General features: G+C 37.6%; 16 protein-coding genes and 1 other annotated feature. Of the genes, 2 read left to right on the top strand and 14 right to left on the bottom strand.

What is annotated here, in order from left to right; genetic code table 11:
- Positions 1–98 precede the first annotated feature (98 nt).
- The 14 genes from RHP56_RS02890 to RHP56_RS02825 all read right to left on the bottom strand — a co-directional run bounded on the left by RHP56_RS02890 (position 99) and on the right by RHP56_RS02825 (position 13173).
- Positions 99–791: a response regulator transcription factor gene (locus RHP56_RS02890; protein ID WP_011679406.1), complete on the bottom strand. Its 693-nt coding sequence runs from the start codon at positions 789–791 to the stop codon at positions 99–101.
- 82 nt (positions 792–873) lie between these two features.
- Entirely contained in the window at positions 874–2031 is a 1158-nt protein-coding gene (recA, locus tag RHP56_RS02885) for a recombinase RecA (protein ID WP_011679405.1), read from the bottom strand.
- Positions 2032–2170: 139 nt separating this feature from the next.
- Positions 2171–2752: a CDP-diacylglycerol--glycerol-3-phosphate 3-phosphatidyltransferase gene (gene pgsA / locus RHP56_RS02880; protein ID WP_010285285.1), complete on the bottom strand. Its 582-nt coding sequence runs from the start codon at positions 2750–2752 to the stop codon at positions 2171–2173.
- A 10-nt stretch (positions 2753–2762) separates the two neighbouring features.
- Positions 2763–3638 (bottom strand): helix-turn-helix domain-containing protein, encoded by an 876-nt coding sequence (locus RHP56_RS02875; protein WP_014324424.1) that lies wholly within the window; start codon positions 3636–3638, stop codon positions 2763–2765.
- 14 nt (positions 3639–3652) lie between these two features.
- The gene (gene yfmH / locus RHP56_RS02870; RefSeq protein WP_042252789.1) at positions 3653–4924 is read right to left on the bottom strand and encodes an EF-P 5-aminopentanol modification-associated protein YfmH; all 1272 of its coding nucleotides are present in this window, start codon (positions 4922–4924) and stop codon (positions 3653–3655) included.
- 1 nt (position 4925) lies between these two features.
- Positions 4926–6191 carry an EF-P 5-aminopentanol modification-associated protein YfmF gene (yfmF, locus tag RHP56_RS02865; RefSeq protein ID WP_102753137.1) on the bottom strand — a complete coding sequence of 422 codons (1266 nt, stop codon included), beginning with the start codon at positions 6189–6191 and terminating at the stop codon, positions 4926–4928.
- On the bottom strand, positions 6188–7642 hold the full coding sequence (gene cls / locus RHP56_RS02860) for a cardiolipin synthase (RefSeq protein WP_102753136.1): 1455 nt from the start codon (positions 7640–7642) through the stop codon (positions 6188–6190). Before cls ends, yfmF begins: the two co-directional genes overlap by 4 nt.
- A gap of 82 nt (positions 7643–7724) precedes the next feature.
- Complete coding sequence (locus RHP56_RS02855; RefSeq protein WP_102753135.1) at positions 7725–8579, bottom strand: amino acid ABC transporter substrate-binding protein; 855 nt, start codon at positions 8577–8579, stop codon at positions 7725–7727.
- Entirely contained in the window at positions 8579–9217 is a 639-nt protein-coding gene (locus RHP56_RS02850; RefSeq protein WP_004164488.1) for an amino acid ABC transporter ATP-binding protein, read from the bottom strand. Before RHP56_RS02850 ends, RHP56_RS02855 begins: the two co-directional genes overlap by 1 nt.
- A 4-nt stretch (positions 9218–9221) precedes the next feature.
- A complete protein-coding gene (locus RHP56_RS02845; protein WP_042252782.1) occupies positions 9222–9863 on the bottom strand; it encodes an amino acid ABC transporter permease in 642 nt (213 codons plus the stop codon).
- Between the two features lie 225 nt (positions 9864–10088).
- Positions 10089–10314, bottom strand: a binding site (T-box leader).
- Positions 10315–10349: 35 nt separating this feature from the next.
- Positions 10350–10877 (bottom strand): rod shape-determining protein MreD, encoded by a 528-nt coding sequence (mreD, locus tag RHP56_RS02840; protein WP_011679398.1) that lies wholly within the window; start codon positions 10875–10877, stop codon positions 10350–10352.
- Positions 10877–11734 (bottom strand): rod shape-determining protein MreC, encoded by an 858-nt coding sequence (mreC, locus tag RHP56_RS02835; protein ID WP_011679397.1) that lies wholly within the window; start codon positions 11732–11734, stop codon positions 10877–10879. The genes mreD and mreC overlap by 1 nt, the downstream gene beginning before the upstream one ends.
- Positions 11735–11895: 161 nt before the next feature.
- Positions 11896–12903, bottom strand: a complete 1008-nt coding sequence (locus RHP56_RS02830) for a rod shape-determining protein (RefSeq protein ID WP_004164494.1) — start codon at positions 12901–12903, stop codon at positions 11896–11898.
- 96 nt (positions 12904–12999) lie between these two features.
- Positions 13000–13173, bottom strand: a complete 174-nt coding sequence (locus RHP56_RS02825; RefSeq protein WP_179875943.1) for a hypothetical protein — start codon at positions 13171–13173, stop codon at positions 13000–13002.
- A 185-nt stretch (positions 13174–13358) separates the two neighbouring features.
- On the opposite strand from RHP56_RS02825, the gene RHP56_RS02820 reads away from it, so the two are divergent.
- Positions 13359–15413: an ATP-dependent Clp protease ATP-binding subunit gene (locus RHP56_RS02820; RefSeq protein ID WP_011679396.1), complete on the top strand. Its 2055-nt coding sequence runs from the start codon at positions 13359–13361 to the stop codon at positions 15411–15413.
- 78 nt (positions 15414–15491) lie between these two features.
- Positions 15492–16184 (top strand): MucBP domain-containing protein, encoded by a 693-nt coding sequence (locus RHP56_RS02815; protein WP_102753134.1) that lies wholly within the window; start codon positions 15492–15494, stop codon positions 16182–16184.
- The last annotated feature ends 12 nt before the right edge of the window (positions 16185–16196 follow it).

Raw genomic sequence — 16196 nt, 5'->3', positions numbered from 1 at the left:
GTAAAGAAAAATTTACAAAACAAAAATGGCTCACCTCCGACGCTATGTCTACAGTTTGCCATTTACTATAATAACGCCACATATGTCTTATGAAAACACTAATTCGTCATAGTATATCCAAATCCGCGAACTGTTTTCAATATTTTAGGCGCCTTTGGATTTGACTCAATCTTATCTCGTAAGTTACTGATATGCATATCTACCATACGGCTTTCGCCAGTATATTCATATCCCCACACAGCCGTCAAAATTGTTTCACGATCAATTACACGTCCCAATCGCTGTGCAAAATATAATAATAAATCATATTCCCGTGGCGTTAAGGACAAAACAATATTTTCTTTCATAACTGTTTTTTTGCTATCATTGATGAGCAAATCTTGTATAGAAATAACCATTTCGTCCGTTTTGTTGGTATCTGTACTAACTTGTGAACGACGTAATACAGCTTTTAGTCTTGCTACAACTTCTCGAGGGCTGAAAGGCTTAGTGATATAATCATCTGCACCTAATTCTAAGCCAAGCACACGATCAAACTCATCCCCTTTTGCAGTCACCAAAATTATTGGTGTGCTAACTTTATCTTGACGTAACTGCTTTAAAACGGTCATGCCATCCATTTCTGGCAGCATTAGATCCAACAATATTGCATTGAATTGTTGCTCTTTTGCCTTTTGATAAGCGGATAAACCATCCGATGCAACTGTTACTTCGTAACCATTCTGTTGCAAATTGTATTGCAGCAGCGTTGCAATTGCCGTTTCATCATCAACAACAAGTATCTTAGTCATGTCTATCTCCATGCGTTTCTATACTTGCATTGTAACAAAAAAAAGAAAAACGACCTAACGTTTTTCTCAATATTTACGTAATTTATACAATTGGTTCGTCCGTTAAAGAATCATCAGTCGTTGTATCCAAATCCGGCAGATTAATTTGCTCATCAGATTTTTCTGCTTGAGCCTCCGTATTTGAAACGGCAGTACCATTCGCATTAGAATCAATACCATATGCTTGACGCACCTTGACATATAGTTCTTGTCGCAATGCGGCATGCTCAGGATCATCCAAATAGTCTTTAGCTTTCTCACGCCCTTGACCAATTCGTTCACCTTCGTAAGCATACCATGCACCTGCTTTGTCGATAATATCTTGATCAACAGCGAGATCAAGAATTTCACCAGTTTGTGAAATACCATGGCCATACATAATATCAACTTCAGCAACTTTGAATGGTGGAGCCACCTTGTTTTTAACAATTTTAACTTTTGTCAAATTACCAGTGACATCAGTACCGTCTTTAATTTGTGTTGAACGTCTGACTTCTAAACGTACTGTCGAATAAAACTTTAGTGCACGACCACCGGGTGTAGTTTCTGGGTTTCCAAACATTACGCCGACTTTTTCACGAATTTGATTGATGAAAATAGCAATTGTTCCCGTTCGGTTCAGGGTTCCTGCTAACTTACGTAGTGCTTGACTCATTAAACGAGCTTGCAATCCAACGTGCGCATCACCCATTTCACCTTCGATTTCGGCACGAGGTACTAATGCAGCAACTGAGTCAACAACAATCATATCTACGGCACCTGATTGTACCAAAGCATCAGCAATTTCTAATCCCTGTTCGCCTGTATCCGGTTGTGACAAAAGTAATTCGTCTTTTTTAACGCCGAGGGCTTCAGCATATTTAACGTCCAAAGCATTTTCAGCATCAATATAGGCAGCCGTTCCGCCTTGCTTTTGAACTTCAGCAACTGCATGAAGTGCGATGGTTGTTTTACCTGATGATTCTGGACCGTATACTTCAATAATACGCCCCTTGGGATAGCCACCAACACCCAAAGCAACATCAATTTTAACAGAACCAGAAGGGATCGTTTCGATCTGCGTTAGCGCGTTATCTCCTAACGTCATCACTGAACCTTTCCCAAAGTTCTTTTCAATTTTCTTTAGCGCTTCATCTAGCGCGGCTCGACGACCATCTTTCTTTGCTTGATCGTCTTTTTTAGTCGTTTTCTTTGCTACCATTGCGGCTAACTCCTTTTATCTTACTTGATTAGTGTACCTTTTTCGCGAGTCAAAAGCAAGTGCTTTTCGAACATTTGTTCGTTTCTGTTTGCTTTCTTCTTGATTATACGAAAAAAGCGCTAAAAGCGCTTTTAGTTCCTTACATACCATCAGAAAAGACATTTCTATTTTGCCAAAAATAATCGATACCAGAATAAATTGTAAAGATAACAGCAACCCACAATAAGACATCCCCAATAGGAAAATTAATAATGGAAAATGGCGCGTTGTGAATATATAAGAAGAAAATAGCAAACATTTGTGAAAATGTTTTTATCTTTCCTGGCATCTGTGCTGCCAAAACCTTGCCATTGTTTTCAACAATTAGTGTACGTAAACCTGTAACGGCTAACTCTCGAATAACGATAACCGCAGTCATCCAAGCTGGAACAACATTGAAGCTCGTTAAGAAAATCAACGCTGTCATAACCAAAAGTTTGTCAGCCAAAGGATCCGCAAACTTTCCAAAATTGGTAACTAAATGCTGGCTACGAGCTATCTGACCGTCCAAGAAGTCAGTTGCAGAGGCTATTGCAAATACAACAGCGGCAATCAACCAATTAACGGGCATGGTTGCTCCTAAAAAGCTGATATTAGACCAAGCATATGGTACTGTCAGCAATAAAATAAATACTGGAATTAAAATAATTCTGAAAACAGTTAGTTTATTGGGTAAATTCATGATACATCCTTTATTTATTGAGATTAAAAAGCACATTCCAAAATGATGTTGTTGCACCACTTACTTCGACATTTTGTCCATCAACTGTAACTGAAGCATTATTAACATTAGAAAATTGTAGATTAAATGCCGTTGTTCCCGATGGAATTTCTACTGTTTTACTGCCACTAGCCAATGTTTCATTTAGTAAAATGTTACTACTAGCATCATTGACCTTAACTGAAGTACCTGTGTTCTTTGCTGTTATAACAACTGTATGCTTTTTAGTATTTTCATTAGACAAATTATAGATTGTCGTCTGCAAACTTGTATTTGTTTCTGGTGTACCTAAATCAAGTGTCGAGGATTCCTCACTGGAACTAGAAGCAGATGACTTCGATGCTGATGATTTACTAGAGGATTTGGAAACCTCAGAAGTAGAAACAGAGATATTACCGCCGTTAGATGTCTGTTGAGAATTGGTTCCTATGTGTGTCAATACAAACCAAATAACTATTAAAGCCACAAGAATCAATAGCCCTAAACCAATTGTTGGCATAGAGTTTGCCAACCGTGATCTTGCTGTTGGGGTATTATCTATCCCAGCACGAACAATACCATCATTATCCCTGTGTGCCCGGCTCAAGTCGCTAGTTCGAGACATAGAAATTGGTTTTGTTTCTCCTAATAACTCATCGGGATGTAACCCAACAGCTAATGCATATTGCCGAATAAAAGCACGAACGTAAAAATCACCAGGTAAAACGCTAAGATTGTTTTCTTCAATAGCTGATAAATACCGGCGTTGGATTTTTGTAATTTCTTGGATATCATCCAATGATAATTGTTTTTCTAAGCGAGCAGCCTTAAGTTGCTCGCCTATTTGATTTGTTAAAGTTTCATTCATAATAGCCCACAAGACTACTTATGCAACACAAATCGTTGCAACGTAGCATTTCGATATATTTTATCCGCTGTTACAAGAATGTCATCAAATGTTAAATCTTGTAACAACTCTATCTTATCAAAAAGATTAGTTCCAAACAAGACATCATCACCTTGCAAAGCCATATTTTCTAAGGAATTCAATTTCTGGATCCCCTCGCCAACTGTAGCTCTTCGTAGTGACTCAAAAGCATTTTGTTGGTTTTCTAAAACATTTTGATAATCGTCAATTTGACTTTGAATTTCTTGCGTCAGAATGTCATAATCGTCCGTTTCCGCAAAAAAACTCACATACTGATAATGTTTTATAATATCAAATGATGTGTCAAATTCTGTATCAATAATACCATGACTATATAAATTCTGATACCAATCTGTTTGCTCGCCAAACAATAAATCATCCAAAATATCAGCAATTAAAATACGTTTGGTTGCTTCTATACCAGCGACCTGATTCTGATCAAGTCGGATACCAAAGGCAACTTTAGGACGCGAAACATTAAAGTAGCGTTCTGATTGTTGTTCTTTTGCTGGTAAATTTTTTTCCTGGAAACGGGTTAACTTTTTAGGACGTAAATCTTTTTTGAATTGATTATCTTTAACAACTGCTAATATTTCTTCAGGATTAAAATGCCCCACAATGTGTAGTGTCAGCTGTGTAGGTTGATAAAATGCAGAATGAATAGCGTATAGTAGTTCAGGTGTGATGGTTGCAATCGTTTCACGGGTTCCAGCGATATCTTTAGCAATTGACGAGTCAGGATATAATGTATTTAACAATCCCATATAGAGTGCCCAATTAGGGTCATCATCATACATTTGTATTTCTTGCCCAATAATTCCTTGTTCTTTTTCTACTGTTTGTTTTGAAAAATAAGGCGTTTGAACAAAATCTAATAAATGTGTTAAGGCTGGTATTAAGTTTTGAGTAGTTGAAAACAGATAACTTGTTTGATAAGCATTGGTAAATGCATTAGCATCAGCCCCCAATTCACCAAATCTTGCGAATGCATCTTCATTTTCTTTTTCAAATAGTTTGTGCTCCAGAAAATGTGCTGTGCCAGCAGGAATCTGAATTGGTTGTGCATCATCGATAGCAAATTTTTGCTCTAACGCACCATAAGCCGTTGTTAACACAGCAAAAGTTTTATGGTAATTAGACTTCGGAACCATCACTATTGACAGACCATTATCTAACGTTTCTGTAATCACATCTTCTTTTAGCTTTAGATAATGTTTTGTTTTCATATTAGACCTCAGGCAATAATATATAACGACTTTGAAGCGATATCTTTTGAGCAGCATTTTGAATATCGTCAGCAGTCACAGACTTAACGCGATCAATCCATTCCTGTTCACTCGTTTCTCTTCTTGTGAGTAATCGAGAAAAAGCAACTTCCATTTGACTTGCAGGTGAGTCACGTTGACTTAAGTAATCACTAATTAAGCTCATCTTAATCGCATCAACTGTTTGATTGTCAAAGTCGCCCTCTTGAACGGCTTTAATTTGTTCTTGTATCATCGTGTCAGTCTGACGCACTTTTGTAGTATCCAAGCCAGCCGCAATAGTTAAAAATCCAGTATCATGTTGCCAACGAGAATAGATGCTATATGCTAGTGACTCCTTCTCGCGCACATTCATAAATAATTTTGATAGTGGCGTACCACCCAACAACGAATTCATGACCATAACAGCAAAACGCTGATCATCAAATGGTTTAACATTTAATTGATAAGCCATGGTAAGCATAGCCTGATTAATCGAAGTTTTATGCTCAACTAATTCACTAAGATGTAATCGAGAGGCTTGCCTATAAAATGGCTCTTTTTCTTCCTTAGCTTGATGTGGCACAATCGGCCACTTCTCTAACAATGAAATAATTTGCTGTTGATTAATATCACCAAGCACAACGATATTCATAGCATCGTCGTTGATCATGTTCTGATAAGCTTGATAAACACCAGATGGATTTAAATGAGCAACAGTCTCTTCATTACCACTAGCGGATACACGCATGCCAGATTTATCATAGGTTATTTCACGAAGTTTAGCCACCGAGTAACGACTTTTATCATCTTTAACGCTGGCAAGTTCATTAATTAGGCTTTGCTGCTCATTGGCAAATACTTGTTCATTGAATGCATGATTCTCCGTCAAAGGATTAAATATCATCTCGCGTAAAAAATCAAAAGCTTCGGTCAGAAGCTGTTTTCCACCCACTATGTAGGTGGGTGCTGGTATTTGCAAAGTAAAGCGTACATGATGCGTTTGACCAATGCGGAAAACATCAGTTTGATATTGGGCACCATACAAATCAATTGTTTTTTGCGCCACTTGTTGTTGTGTTTTATAACGTGCCGAGCTAACAGCAGTCAAATAAGACACTAATGCACGTGCACTAATGTTCTCAGGCTCAACTGCTGTTGAAAAATCAACGGCGATGTGCAATGTTTTAAATTGTGTGGTTGGCAGAATCACAAGATTCGCGCCGTGATTAATAATTGTTTTTTTCATAGTATTGGTGAGAAAAGTCTACTAAACTTTTGCTTAAACTTCATCCAGGAAGACTGTTTCTCAAAATATTCCATTGTTAATTTTGTGGACTTTAATACATCTTGCTCAAATAAATCTTCTAGATCAGCTGCAAAGTCCGGATCATATATAAATGCGTTGCCTTCAAAATTAAGAGAAAATGAACGGATATCCATATTAGCTGACCCGACAGTTGCTACCTCGTTATCAATGATCACAACCTTGCTATGTAAAAAACCACCATCATAGCGGTAAACTGTCGCGCCGAGATCAATTAATTCTTGAGCATAATATTCTGTTGCCCGATAAACTAAAGGATGATCGGGCTGATTAGGTATCATTAATTTCACCTTAACCCCGGATAAAATAGCAACTTCAAGCGTTTCTAACACAGGACCGTCCGGAATGAAATAAGGGGTTTGAATACTTATGCTCTCACGGGCAGAAGAAAACATTCTCATGTAACCTTGTTTGATCTGCTTCATATCGTCATCAGGACCACTGGAAACAATTTGAACCATAGACTTCCCTGGTAACGAGAAGTTTTCAGGGAAGTACTTTGTCGTCTGGGTCAATAACTCTCTACCTTCAGCGGTGGCGTTCCAATCCATTAAAAATCGACTTTGCAATGATAATACTGCATCCCCAATAATTCGAGTATGAGTATCACGCCAATAACCAAATTTTTTAGATTCACCAATATATTGATCACCGACATTAAATCCGCCGATGTATCCAATTTTACCATCAATAATAGCAATTTTACGGTGATTTCTGAAGTTGAAGCGCAAAGTTAGTAGCTGAAAGCGTCGCATTAAGAACGGTACAGCAACACCCCCAGCTGCACGTAATTGTCTATACATTTTAGGATGTTGTCCATGAGAACCAAACTGATCGTAAATAACGCGAACTTCAACACCTTCACCAGCTTTTTCAGTTAATAGGTCAACTAGCTGATGTCCTATTTTATCATCAAAAATAGAAAAATATTCTAAATGAATATGTTCCTTTGCAGCCCTAATATCTGAGAATAATTTATCAAACTTTTTTTGTCCATCACTAAAAATTGTAATTTTATTACCACGTGTCAAAACTGCGCGATCAGATGATAAAAATAATTTCAACAATTCTGTTGCACTGTATGGAATAGGAAGTAAGTTCTCAATATCTTGTAACTGTTTTTTTTGATTTAAAGCAATCTGATCTAAACCACGTTGTTCTTGGGTCCGTAGGCGAAATATCTTTTTACTAGAAATACGACTACCAGCCAAAAAGAAGATGGCAAATCCTACAACAGGTAACAACAAAAGCACAAGCATCCATGCCCAAATTGTAGCAATTTCACGTTTTTGCCGAAAAACAGCAATAAATGAAATAATTGTATTGATAACCAATGCTATTAATATAACAATCCAAAAAGATGTCCTAAGCATACTGCCCTCCCCAGCGCAACAAAAACTATTAATACCATTCTAACATAAAAGCAGCACCATTACGGTGCTGCTAAAGTATGTGTCAATTACCAAACCATTTCGTACTATATTTTTGTAAACGACCGTCTTTTTTATAAGTTTTTAATTCTTTATTTACTGCTTGTCGTAATTTTTTATCTGCTTTGCGGAAGCCAACTGCATTGTCATTTACTGGGAAACCACCTGTTGTGATTGTGTAATCATTTGGGTTAGACTGATGCGCAACATAATAACGTGCATAGTCTTCATCAATCAATAACCCATCAATGCGACTCGCATTCAAATCATTGAATGCTTTGTCAAATGTATCATAGCCAATAACCTTTTGATCTTTAACATATTGTTTCAAAACTTTAGGATACAGTGCAAAAGTTTGATCACCACTTGAAGCTGTTTGATCGCCCAATACTTTATCTTGCATATCAGAAAACTTATTAATGTTACTTTTCTTTAAAGTAACAAGAACTTGTGTTGCCTTGTGATAAGGTGTTGAAAAAGCAACCTTCTTTTTCCGGTCATCTGTAATTGTATAACCGTTCCAGATAGCATCAATGTTTCCGGTATTTAATTCTGTTTCTTTCATTGACCAATCAATGGGTTGCCATTTTACCTTGATACCCAAACTTTTGAACACAGCGGTTGCCAAATCAACATCAAATCCTACTAATTTACCCGATTTATCGCGAAATCCCATTGGAACAAATGTATCATCTAGACCAATCGTAATTTGCTTTTCCCTCTTGATTCGTGACCATTGATCTGTTTTCACTACTGTCTGTTCTGTACTTTTGCTTTTTTGGGAATTATTAGATAAAGAGAGAGCTGCCATAACGACCAGTGCGATAAATAAAATACCAACAATACTATTAACAACAATCTTCTTTTTCATGCTTGGCATTAGCGTTTTACCTCCGTTGCAAAATCAAACACGCGATCAGAAACCATTTCAGCAAATGGCTGATCGTGCGTAATAATAACTTGTGTTACACCACGTTTCTTAAGCGTTTTAACAACATCAGCGACTTGGTGTGTCGATGCTTCATCCAATCCACTTGTAGGTTCATCATATGCCAAAATTTTCGGGTTCATGGCCAGTGCACGTGCAATTGCTGCACGCTGCTTTTGACCACCAGATAATTGATAGGGAAACAAATTAGCTTTATCTAACATGCCTAAGGATTCCAAAAGCTCCTGCCCTTGTTCAACGGCCTTTGATGAAGACTGTTTATTAACATTAATAGGTGCTAACGTGATATTGTCAATGACTGTGTAGTTTGGGAATAGATTAAAATCTTGGAAAATCATGCCAATATTCGTATCGGAGCTTTCACCTTTAATATCGATGTTTTCACCATTTAAAATAATTTCGCCATCGTCTGCAGTTTCTAATCCTGCCATAATTTTAATTAAGGTTGTTTTACCAATGCCAGATGGGCCGACAATGCTTAATACTTCACCATCATGTACTGTTAAATTCAAGGATTTAAAGATCACATTTTGATCGTATTTTTTAGTTAAGTTTTTGATTTCTAACATTAAATTACCTCCATGTATTCAAAACTGTTTCACTACGGCGCAATAATAATGTGACAACCGCCGTCATAATCAAATATATCAATCCAACTAATAGATATGGCATCAAAGTCACGTCACGACTAGCCGCAATATTCCCTGCTCGCAAGATGTCACCTAAGCCAATAACATAAACTAAAGAAGTGTCCTTGACCAAGTTAATCACTTCATTACCAAATGAAGGAACGACAATCTTGACTACTTGTGGCAAAATTATTTTAAAAAATGTTTGTATTTTACTAAAGCCAAGTACTTTAGCAGCATCATATTGCCCTCTTGGGACTGATTGTAGTCCACCACGGAAAATTTCAGCAAGATAGGCTGCATAATTGATAATAAACGCTATGATAGCAGCTTCAAATCGTGGAAATGCTATACCCATCATTCCAAGACCATAGTAGATAAAAATCAATTGTAAAAGTAACGGCGTACCACGCATAATCCAGATATAACCGTTAATCAACCAACGTATTGTAAAGTAAGGTGATTTCATCCCTAAGGATACTAAAATTCCCAATGGTACAGATCCAATGATTGTTAGGAAGAACACCCCTAGCGTCGTTTTTAGTCCAGCCAATAAACTGGGAAGAATTGTAGTTAGATAACTCATAATTGAAACTCCTTTGTTGAATTGCACTTATAACTCATATATTTTCACGAGAAAGAACAATCACATTTATAATGTATTTATAAAACGAAAAAATCCTCTTACAGTATTTCTACTGCAAGAGGACGCAAAAGCGTGGTTCCACCTCGAATTCAACTTTTGCTCACACAAAAGTTCTCCACCAGTCTTCTAACCAATTAAAAACGCCCCCAAATACAAGAAATGTATTTAGAGGGCGTTTCATCGCGGTTCCACCTCTTTGTTATGCTACTATCACTAGTAGCATCTCAATAAGTCAAAGACTGTTATGTGATAACGGACACTTCCGACAAAGCTTACTTTGTTCAGCTTTATACTCATAGATGTGTTTCGTTCAATTTAACTATTTGCTCACAGCAACCGCAAATTCTCTTCTAAATTTAAAATGAACTACTCTTCTACTCAACGTTTTACTATATGGTCATAATTATACTATAAAAAGATAACTTGTCAACGCAGAAACTGAAATAAAGACCATACGGGATAATATGATGCAGCCGCAAAAACTAGATTTAAAATTACTGTTGGCAATACCTCGTACAATAAAAACGATAACATACTAACATTAGCAATTCCAGTAACAAATCCACTAACATAAGAAATCAGTAGGTAAATAAGCAAGCCAGCTAAATATAAAAGCAAGCCACTTACTAGACGCTCATCTAGCACTTTATGCAGTTGCTTCATCACAGCTACCGCGGCAATAAATGCAAAAGTATATGTACCAAAAATACCAGTGTAGTACATATCAAACAATATACCAATGACCACAATATAAAACCATAAAGGTAACTCGTTTTCAACATCAAATTGGACACCCAAAAAGAGCCAACCAAGTGTCAAAGTGGGTAAAATGTGCCAAGGAAATTGTGTAAATAACCCCCCCATACTAGACATGAATGTTCCATCAACAAACAGTATCAAAAATAATAACACAGGATAAATTACACGCAATCTCGTCAATTGCCAAAATGCCATTAATTTGCTCCTATCTGTGAAATTGCAACCATAACTGTGGTGATATTACCTAGATCAGCCGCAGGTTCAATGTATATTTTCTTGGATAAACCATAATCATCCGTCGTGACACTAGCAACCTTACCAACGTACAATCCTGCTGGAATAACACCACCGAGGCCAGAAGTTTCAACTAAATCACCTTTACTGATTTTATTATTTGACGTAACTTGCCCCATAATTAGTTGATTTTTCTCACGGTTAAAACTTGTTACAATGCCGTTAACATCGCCATCATCACCCTTAATTTTAATCGCAAATCTATTGGCATCGGAACTAGTATCAGAAATCAAAGCCACTTTTGAATTAGTTGTGTTTACTTCACTAATACGGCCAATAATTCCGGCACCTGCAAGCACTGGCATCCCTTTTTTCAAACCTGAATTGGATCCTTCATCGATAACTAATTGTGACTGCCATGTTGTCGGTGAACGACTAATGGTCACAGCCGAAACTGTTTTATAGTCTGTCAATGTGGCTTTTAGTTTTAATTGTTGCTTCAGAGATTTGTTCTCTTCTTCAACTGTTTGTAGGTGAACCTTGTCTTGAGCAAATTCATCAATCTTAGATTTCAACCGCTTGTTTTCTTCAAATGTATCTAACAGGTTACTAATACTATTTGCTGTACGCCCAACGGCAGTCGTTGGAACAGCAATAATACGACTAACGCCACCCGCTAAATCATTCCCAAACCGCTGTAAAAAAGGTGGCGTATTCGTTCTCTTGGCCCACCAATTTGATCCTGCAATTAAACTTACAATTACTATAAACGCAACAATTATTGATACCAACGTGCGTGATGAAAATATTTTTTTCATGTATTTCCCCAAAAAGCCAGTTACCACTTCTAAAAACAGTTGACAGTTTCATCTACTTTCAATGGTATGCTACCTTGTTTTACTTAGAAACTTTTATTTGACATTAATTCTTGAAAATAAATAATAGCGTAGCGCAAGCGCCACGCTATTTTAAACTACCATTACTTTTGTCGCATGACATCAATAGATTTCAACGCCTCACCAGTACCAATAGCAACTGCATCTAATGGCTCGTTAGCTATTAAAACTGGTACCTTAGTTGCATCCTGAATAATTTTTTCAATGTCGCGCAATAATGCTCCACCACCGGTCAAAATCATACCGTGATCAATAACATCTGCAGCTAACTCCGGTTGAGTCGATTCCAACGTCTCACGAATAGCTGCCACGATTTCTTGCACTGGTTCTTGAATTGATGTGGCTACATCTTCAGCGGTAACATCAATTGTCTTAGGCAAACCAGTCAATAAGTCACGACCTCTGACCGTAGCATTTGGTAAGGTACGTGCTAAAGCAAGTGATGCAGCACCAATTTCGATTTTGAGTCTTTCAGCTGTCGGCTCACCAATGGTAACATTATATTTGTTACGAACAAAATTAGCAATTGCTTCGTCCAACTTGTCTCCGGCTATACGGATTGAACGGCTTGAAACAATTCCACCTAATGAAATTGTCGCAACATCAGTCGTTCCGCCGCCCATGTCAACAACCATTGATCCAGTAGGATCCATAACTGGTAACCCAGCACCAACCGCTGCGGCAAAAGGCTCCTCTATAACATAAGCGTCACGCGCGCCAGCAACACGAGCAGCATCAATAACAGCACGTCTTTCAACAGCTGTTACACCTGAAGGTACGCCAATCGTTACATAAGGTTTGCCAATACGTCCGCCAAGTGCTTTTTGCAAATAGTAACGAATCATTGCAACGGTTGTATCATAATCGGCAATAACACCGTCACGCATCGGACGAATAGCAGCGATACTTGCAGGTGTTCGGCCTAACATGTCTTTAGCTTCAGAACCTACAGCAACGACTTCATTGGTTTGTGTATTACGCGCAACTACTGATGGTTCACGCAATATGATGCCACGACCTTCGATATATACATATGTGTTAGCGGTACCCAGATCGATACCAACATTTTTTTGTCCAAATGAAAATGCCACTGTACTGCCCCTTATCGTGTTACGACTGCAATTGCAACACATTTAAATTTTACTTAACTTATAATATTGTAGCATAAAACTGGTTTAATTCGCACATCAATTTGAGCGAACATATGTAACTTTACCCTGAGCGTGAGCAATACCACGAATAGTATTCTGATATGCGAAATTTGCCCATGCCTTTTGAAATTCCGGAAATACTGCTGGTGTCACTTCAATTTCGTCTATTTTCCCATCACGCAAATCATTTAATGCTTGTGTATAATCCATAATTCACCTCATAGACAGTATAACATTTTTAAAATTAGCACTCTACTTTAAAGAGTGCTAATTTTAATTGCATTTTTCTTAAATCGTGCTATAATTAAAGCATAACCTACAGAAAGGAATCGTGTGCAATACTATGGTGAAATGCAATAACTGTATTCCATGGTGCTTCACACTAAGTAAAAGATATGGCACAACAAGATTCGTTTGGTTTTGGTAATTTAGATGAAATGTTTCGCGCAATGAATGAACAAATGGCGCAAGCACAAGGACAACAAAATACACAAGCACAAAAAAATAATAATGGTAATAAAAAAAGACGCTTACTTGATGAGTTTGGTATTAATTTAACCAAACAAGCTCGCGACGGAAAGCTCGACCCTGTTATTGGTCGAGATAACGAAGTTGCTCGCACAATTGAAATTTTAAATCGTCGTACAAAGAATAATCCAGTACTAATTGGTGAACCTGGTGTTGGTAAAACAGCTATTGTTGAAGGCCTAGCGCAAGCTATTGTAGCTGGAAAGGTGCCTGAAAAGTTACAGCATAAAGAAGTTATTCGTTTGGAAATGTCGGCCTTAGTTCAAGGTACGAGCATGCGTGGTCAATTCGAAGCACGGATGCGTGAATTAATGAAAGAAGTTACGAACAGCGATGATGTCATCTTGTTCATTGATGAAATTCATGAAATTATGGGTGCCGGAAATGCTGAAGGTGGTATGGATGCAGGTAATATTTTGAAGCCTGCCCTAGCTCGTGGTGAGTTCCAATTAATCGGTGCAACAACTTTAAATGAGTATCGAAAAATTGAAAAAGATGGTGCTATTGCCCGTCGTTTCCAGCCAGTGCAAGTTGAAGAACCTTCTAAAGAAGAAACTATCACGATTTTAGAAGGAATTAGTGAACGGTATGAAAAGTATCACTATGTTACATTCAGTGATTCTGCCCTTCAAGCAGCTGTTGAACTATCTGATCGTTACATTCCAGAAAGATTCCTACCGGATAAAGCAATTGATTTACTTGATGAAGCTGGCTCACGTAAAAATTTGACAATGAAAGTTGCGGACCCCAAAACTATTCAAGTGAATATCGAAGCAGCTGATAAATTAAAGCAAGAAGCAATTGATAAAGAAGATTTTGAAAAAGCAAGCTATTGGCGTGATCAGGTAAACCAACTTGAGTCACAAAAGGCACAAGTCGAGGCTCACCCCGAGATGTCAAAGCCACAAACAGTAACAGAGCAAGATATATTAAAAATTGTTGAAGATAAAACTGATATTCCTGTTGGAGCTTTAAAAGAAAACGAGGCTAATCAACTAAAAGATTTGGACAAAAACTTATCGAAACATGTTATTGGTCAAGATGAGGCAGTAGAAAAACTAGCCAAGGCGATTCGCCGTAATCGTATTGGTCTCACAAAATCTGGTCGTCCAATTGGATCATTCCTATTTGTCGGGCCGACCGGTGTTGGTAAAACTGAAACTGCCAAGCAATTAGCTAAGGAAATGTTTGGTAGCAAAGATGCTATGATTCGTTTCGACATGTCAGAGTACATGGAAAAACATACCGTTTCTAAAATGATTGGTGCTCCTGCCGGTTATGTCGGTTACGAAGAGGCTGGTCAATTAACAGAACAAGTTCGCCGTCGTCCCTACTCATTGGTTCTCTTTGATGAAGTAGAAAAAGCACATCCAGATGTAATGAACATGTTCTTACAGATTCTTGATGATGGCCGTCTAACTGATGCACAAGGTCACATAGTGAGTTTCAAAGACACTGTCATTATTATGACTTCTAACGCTGGTTCAACAGACACAGGAAATACACCTGTGGGATTCGCCCAAGTTGATCAACAAAATCGTTTGATGCAACGTTTGGAAAATTATTTCCGTCCAGAGTTCTTGAACCGTTTAGACGATATCATTGATTTCCAACCTTTGTCACAAGATCATCTACTAAAAATTGTCGACTTATTATTGACTGATATGAATGAGAACTTGTCTGACAACGATTTGCACATTGATTTAAGCACTGCTGCTAAGCAGAAATTAGTGGAGCTCGGTTATGACCCTGCGATGGGTGCTCGACCTCTCCGTCGTGTCATGCAAGATAAAATTGCCGATGGTATCGCCGATTTCTATTTAGAACACCCAGATGTTCATCATTTGCAAGCTGACATTGTTCATAATGAATTTGTTATTAGTGAAGTTAAGCCAGAACCAGTTACTGTAAATAAAATTTAACTTACGTGTGATATGAAACGACTTTCAGGTCGTTTTTTGTTTGTGATATAATATGTAGGTATATTCAAAGGGGATATTATGGCAAATACATCGCCCGTATGGGTTTATTATAAAAATATAGCAACTGGTGATGAGTTACACGAACCAACAAGATTAGATGGCGAAGCAGGCGCACCTTACGAAATCGCAATTTTAGATATCGTCAATTATCAGTATATCGATACTTCAGGATCTTTGACGGGATTGTTTGGTAGCCTACCTCAGTCATTAGAGCTTTATTATCGGCCACAAGAATGGCAAGCTGTACACCGTATTAACATGTTTATCGAAACAGTAACCAGTGTACAGGTTTTTCTAGAGCCAGATAATTTATCAAACGTTACGACAAACTTAAACCCAAATACTTTTTGGGCAACTCAATTACGCGCTATTTCTGGTAATGGTCAATTTTGGTATCAAATTGGTGACTATCATTGGATTCGTTATGATGCTACCCAAATGAAACTGTCAGACACAGCTCCAGAAGTTGAAAATATTAACTATTTTAATGATGCAGAAAAAAGTAAAAGTAATCAGCCTAACGCGGTTGTTAATTTCCTTCCCGATCGATCTATAGAAGTCTATGCTGAACCTTATGGGTTGCCAATCGGTAGTGTTTCCGATAGTGATTTTGTGGCAATAACGGAAGAAATTCACGATGATAATAACATTGTTTGGTATAAAATAGCTACTAAAGGATGGATTAACAGTATTTATATTAACAAGCTATAAAAAAATCGACCA

This window comes from Leuconostoc sp. C5, assembly GCF_056530425.1.
This window is presented reverse-complemented; position numbering and strand designations above follow the sequence as displayed.

Excerpts from the sequence above, each read along its gene's own strand:
- RHP56_RS02890 (WP_011679406.1), bottom strand. The coding sequence starts at position 791 with ATGACTAAGATACTTGTTGTTGATGATGAAACGGCAATTGCAACGCTG.
- recA (WP_011679405.1), bottom strand. The coding sequence starts at position 2,031 with ATGGTAGCAAAGAAAACGACTAAAAAAGACGATCAAGCAAAGAAAGAT.
- pgsA (WP_010285285.1), bottom strand. The coding sequence starts at position 2,752 with ATGAATTTACCCAATAAACTAACTGTTTTCAGAATTATTTTAATTCCA.
- RHP56_RS02875 (WP_014324424.1), bottom strand. The coding sequence starts at position 3,638 with ATGAATGAAACTTTAACAAATCAAATAGGCGAGCAACTTAAGGCTGCT.
- yfmH (WP_042252789.1), bottom strand. The coding sequence starts at position 4,924 with ATGAAAACAAAACATTATCTAAAGCTAAAAGAAGATGTGATTACAGAA.
- yfmF (WP_102753137.1), bottom strand. The coding sequence starts at position 6,191 with ATGAAAAAAACAATTATTAATCACGGCGCGAATCTTGTGATTCTGCCA.
- cls (WP_102753136.1), bottom strand. The coding sequence starts at position 7,642 with ATGCTTAGGACATCTTTTTGGATTGTTATATTAATAGCATTGGTTATC.
- RHP56_RS02855 (WP_102753135.1), bottom strand. The coding sequence starts at position 8,579 with ATGCCAAGCATGAAAAAGAAGATTGTTGTTAATAGTATTGTTGGTATT.
- RHP56_RS02850 (WP_004164488.1), bottom strand. The coding sequence starts at position 9,217 with ATGTTAGAAATCAAAAACTTAACTAAAAAATACGATCAAAATGTGATC.
- RHP56_RS02845 (WP_042252782.1), bottom strand. The coding sequence starts at position 9,863 with ATGAGTTATCTAACTACAATTCTTCCCAGTTTATTGGCTGGACTAAAA.
- mreD (WP_011679398.1), bottom strand. The coding sequence starts at position 10,877 with ATGGCATTTTGGCAATTGACGAGATTGCGTGTAATTTATCCTGTGTTA.
- mreC (WP_011679397.1), bottom strand. The coding sequence starts at position 11,734 with ATGAAAAAAATATTTTCATCACGCACGTTGGTATCAATAATTGTTGCG.
- RHP56_RS02825 (WP_179875943.1), bottom strand. The coding sequence starts at position 13,173 with ATGGATTATACACAAGCATTAAATGATTTGCGTGATGGGAAAATAGAC.
- RHP56_RS02820 (WP_011679396.1), top strand. The coding sequence starts at position 13,359 with ATGGCACAACAAGATTCGTTTGGTTTTGGTAATTTAGATGAAATGTTT.
- RHP56_RS02815 (WP_102753134.1), top strand. The coding sequence starts at position 15,492 with ATGGCAAATACATCGCCCGTATGGGTTTATTATAAAAATATAGCAACT.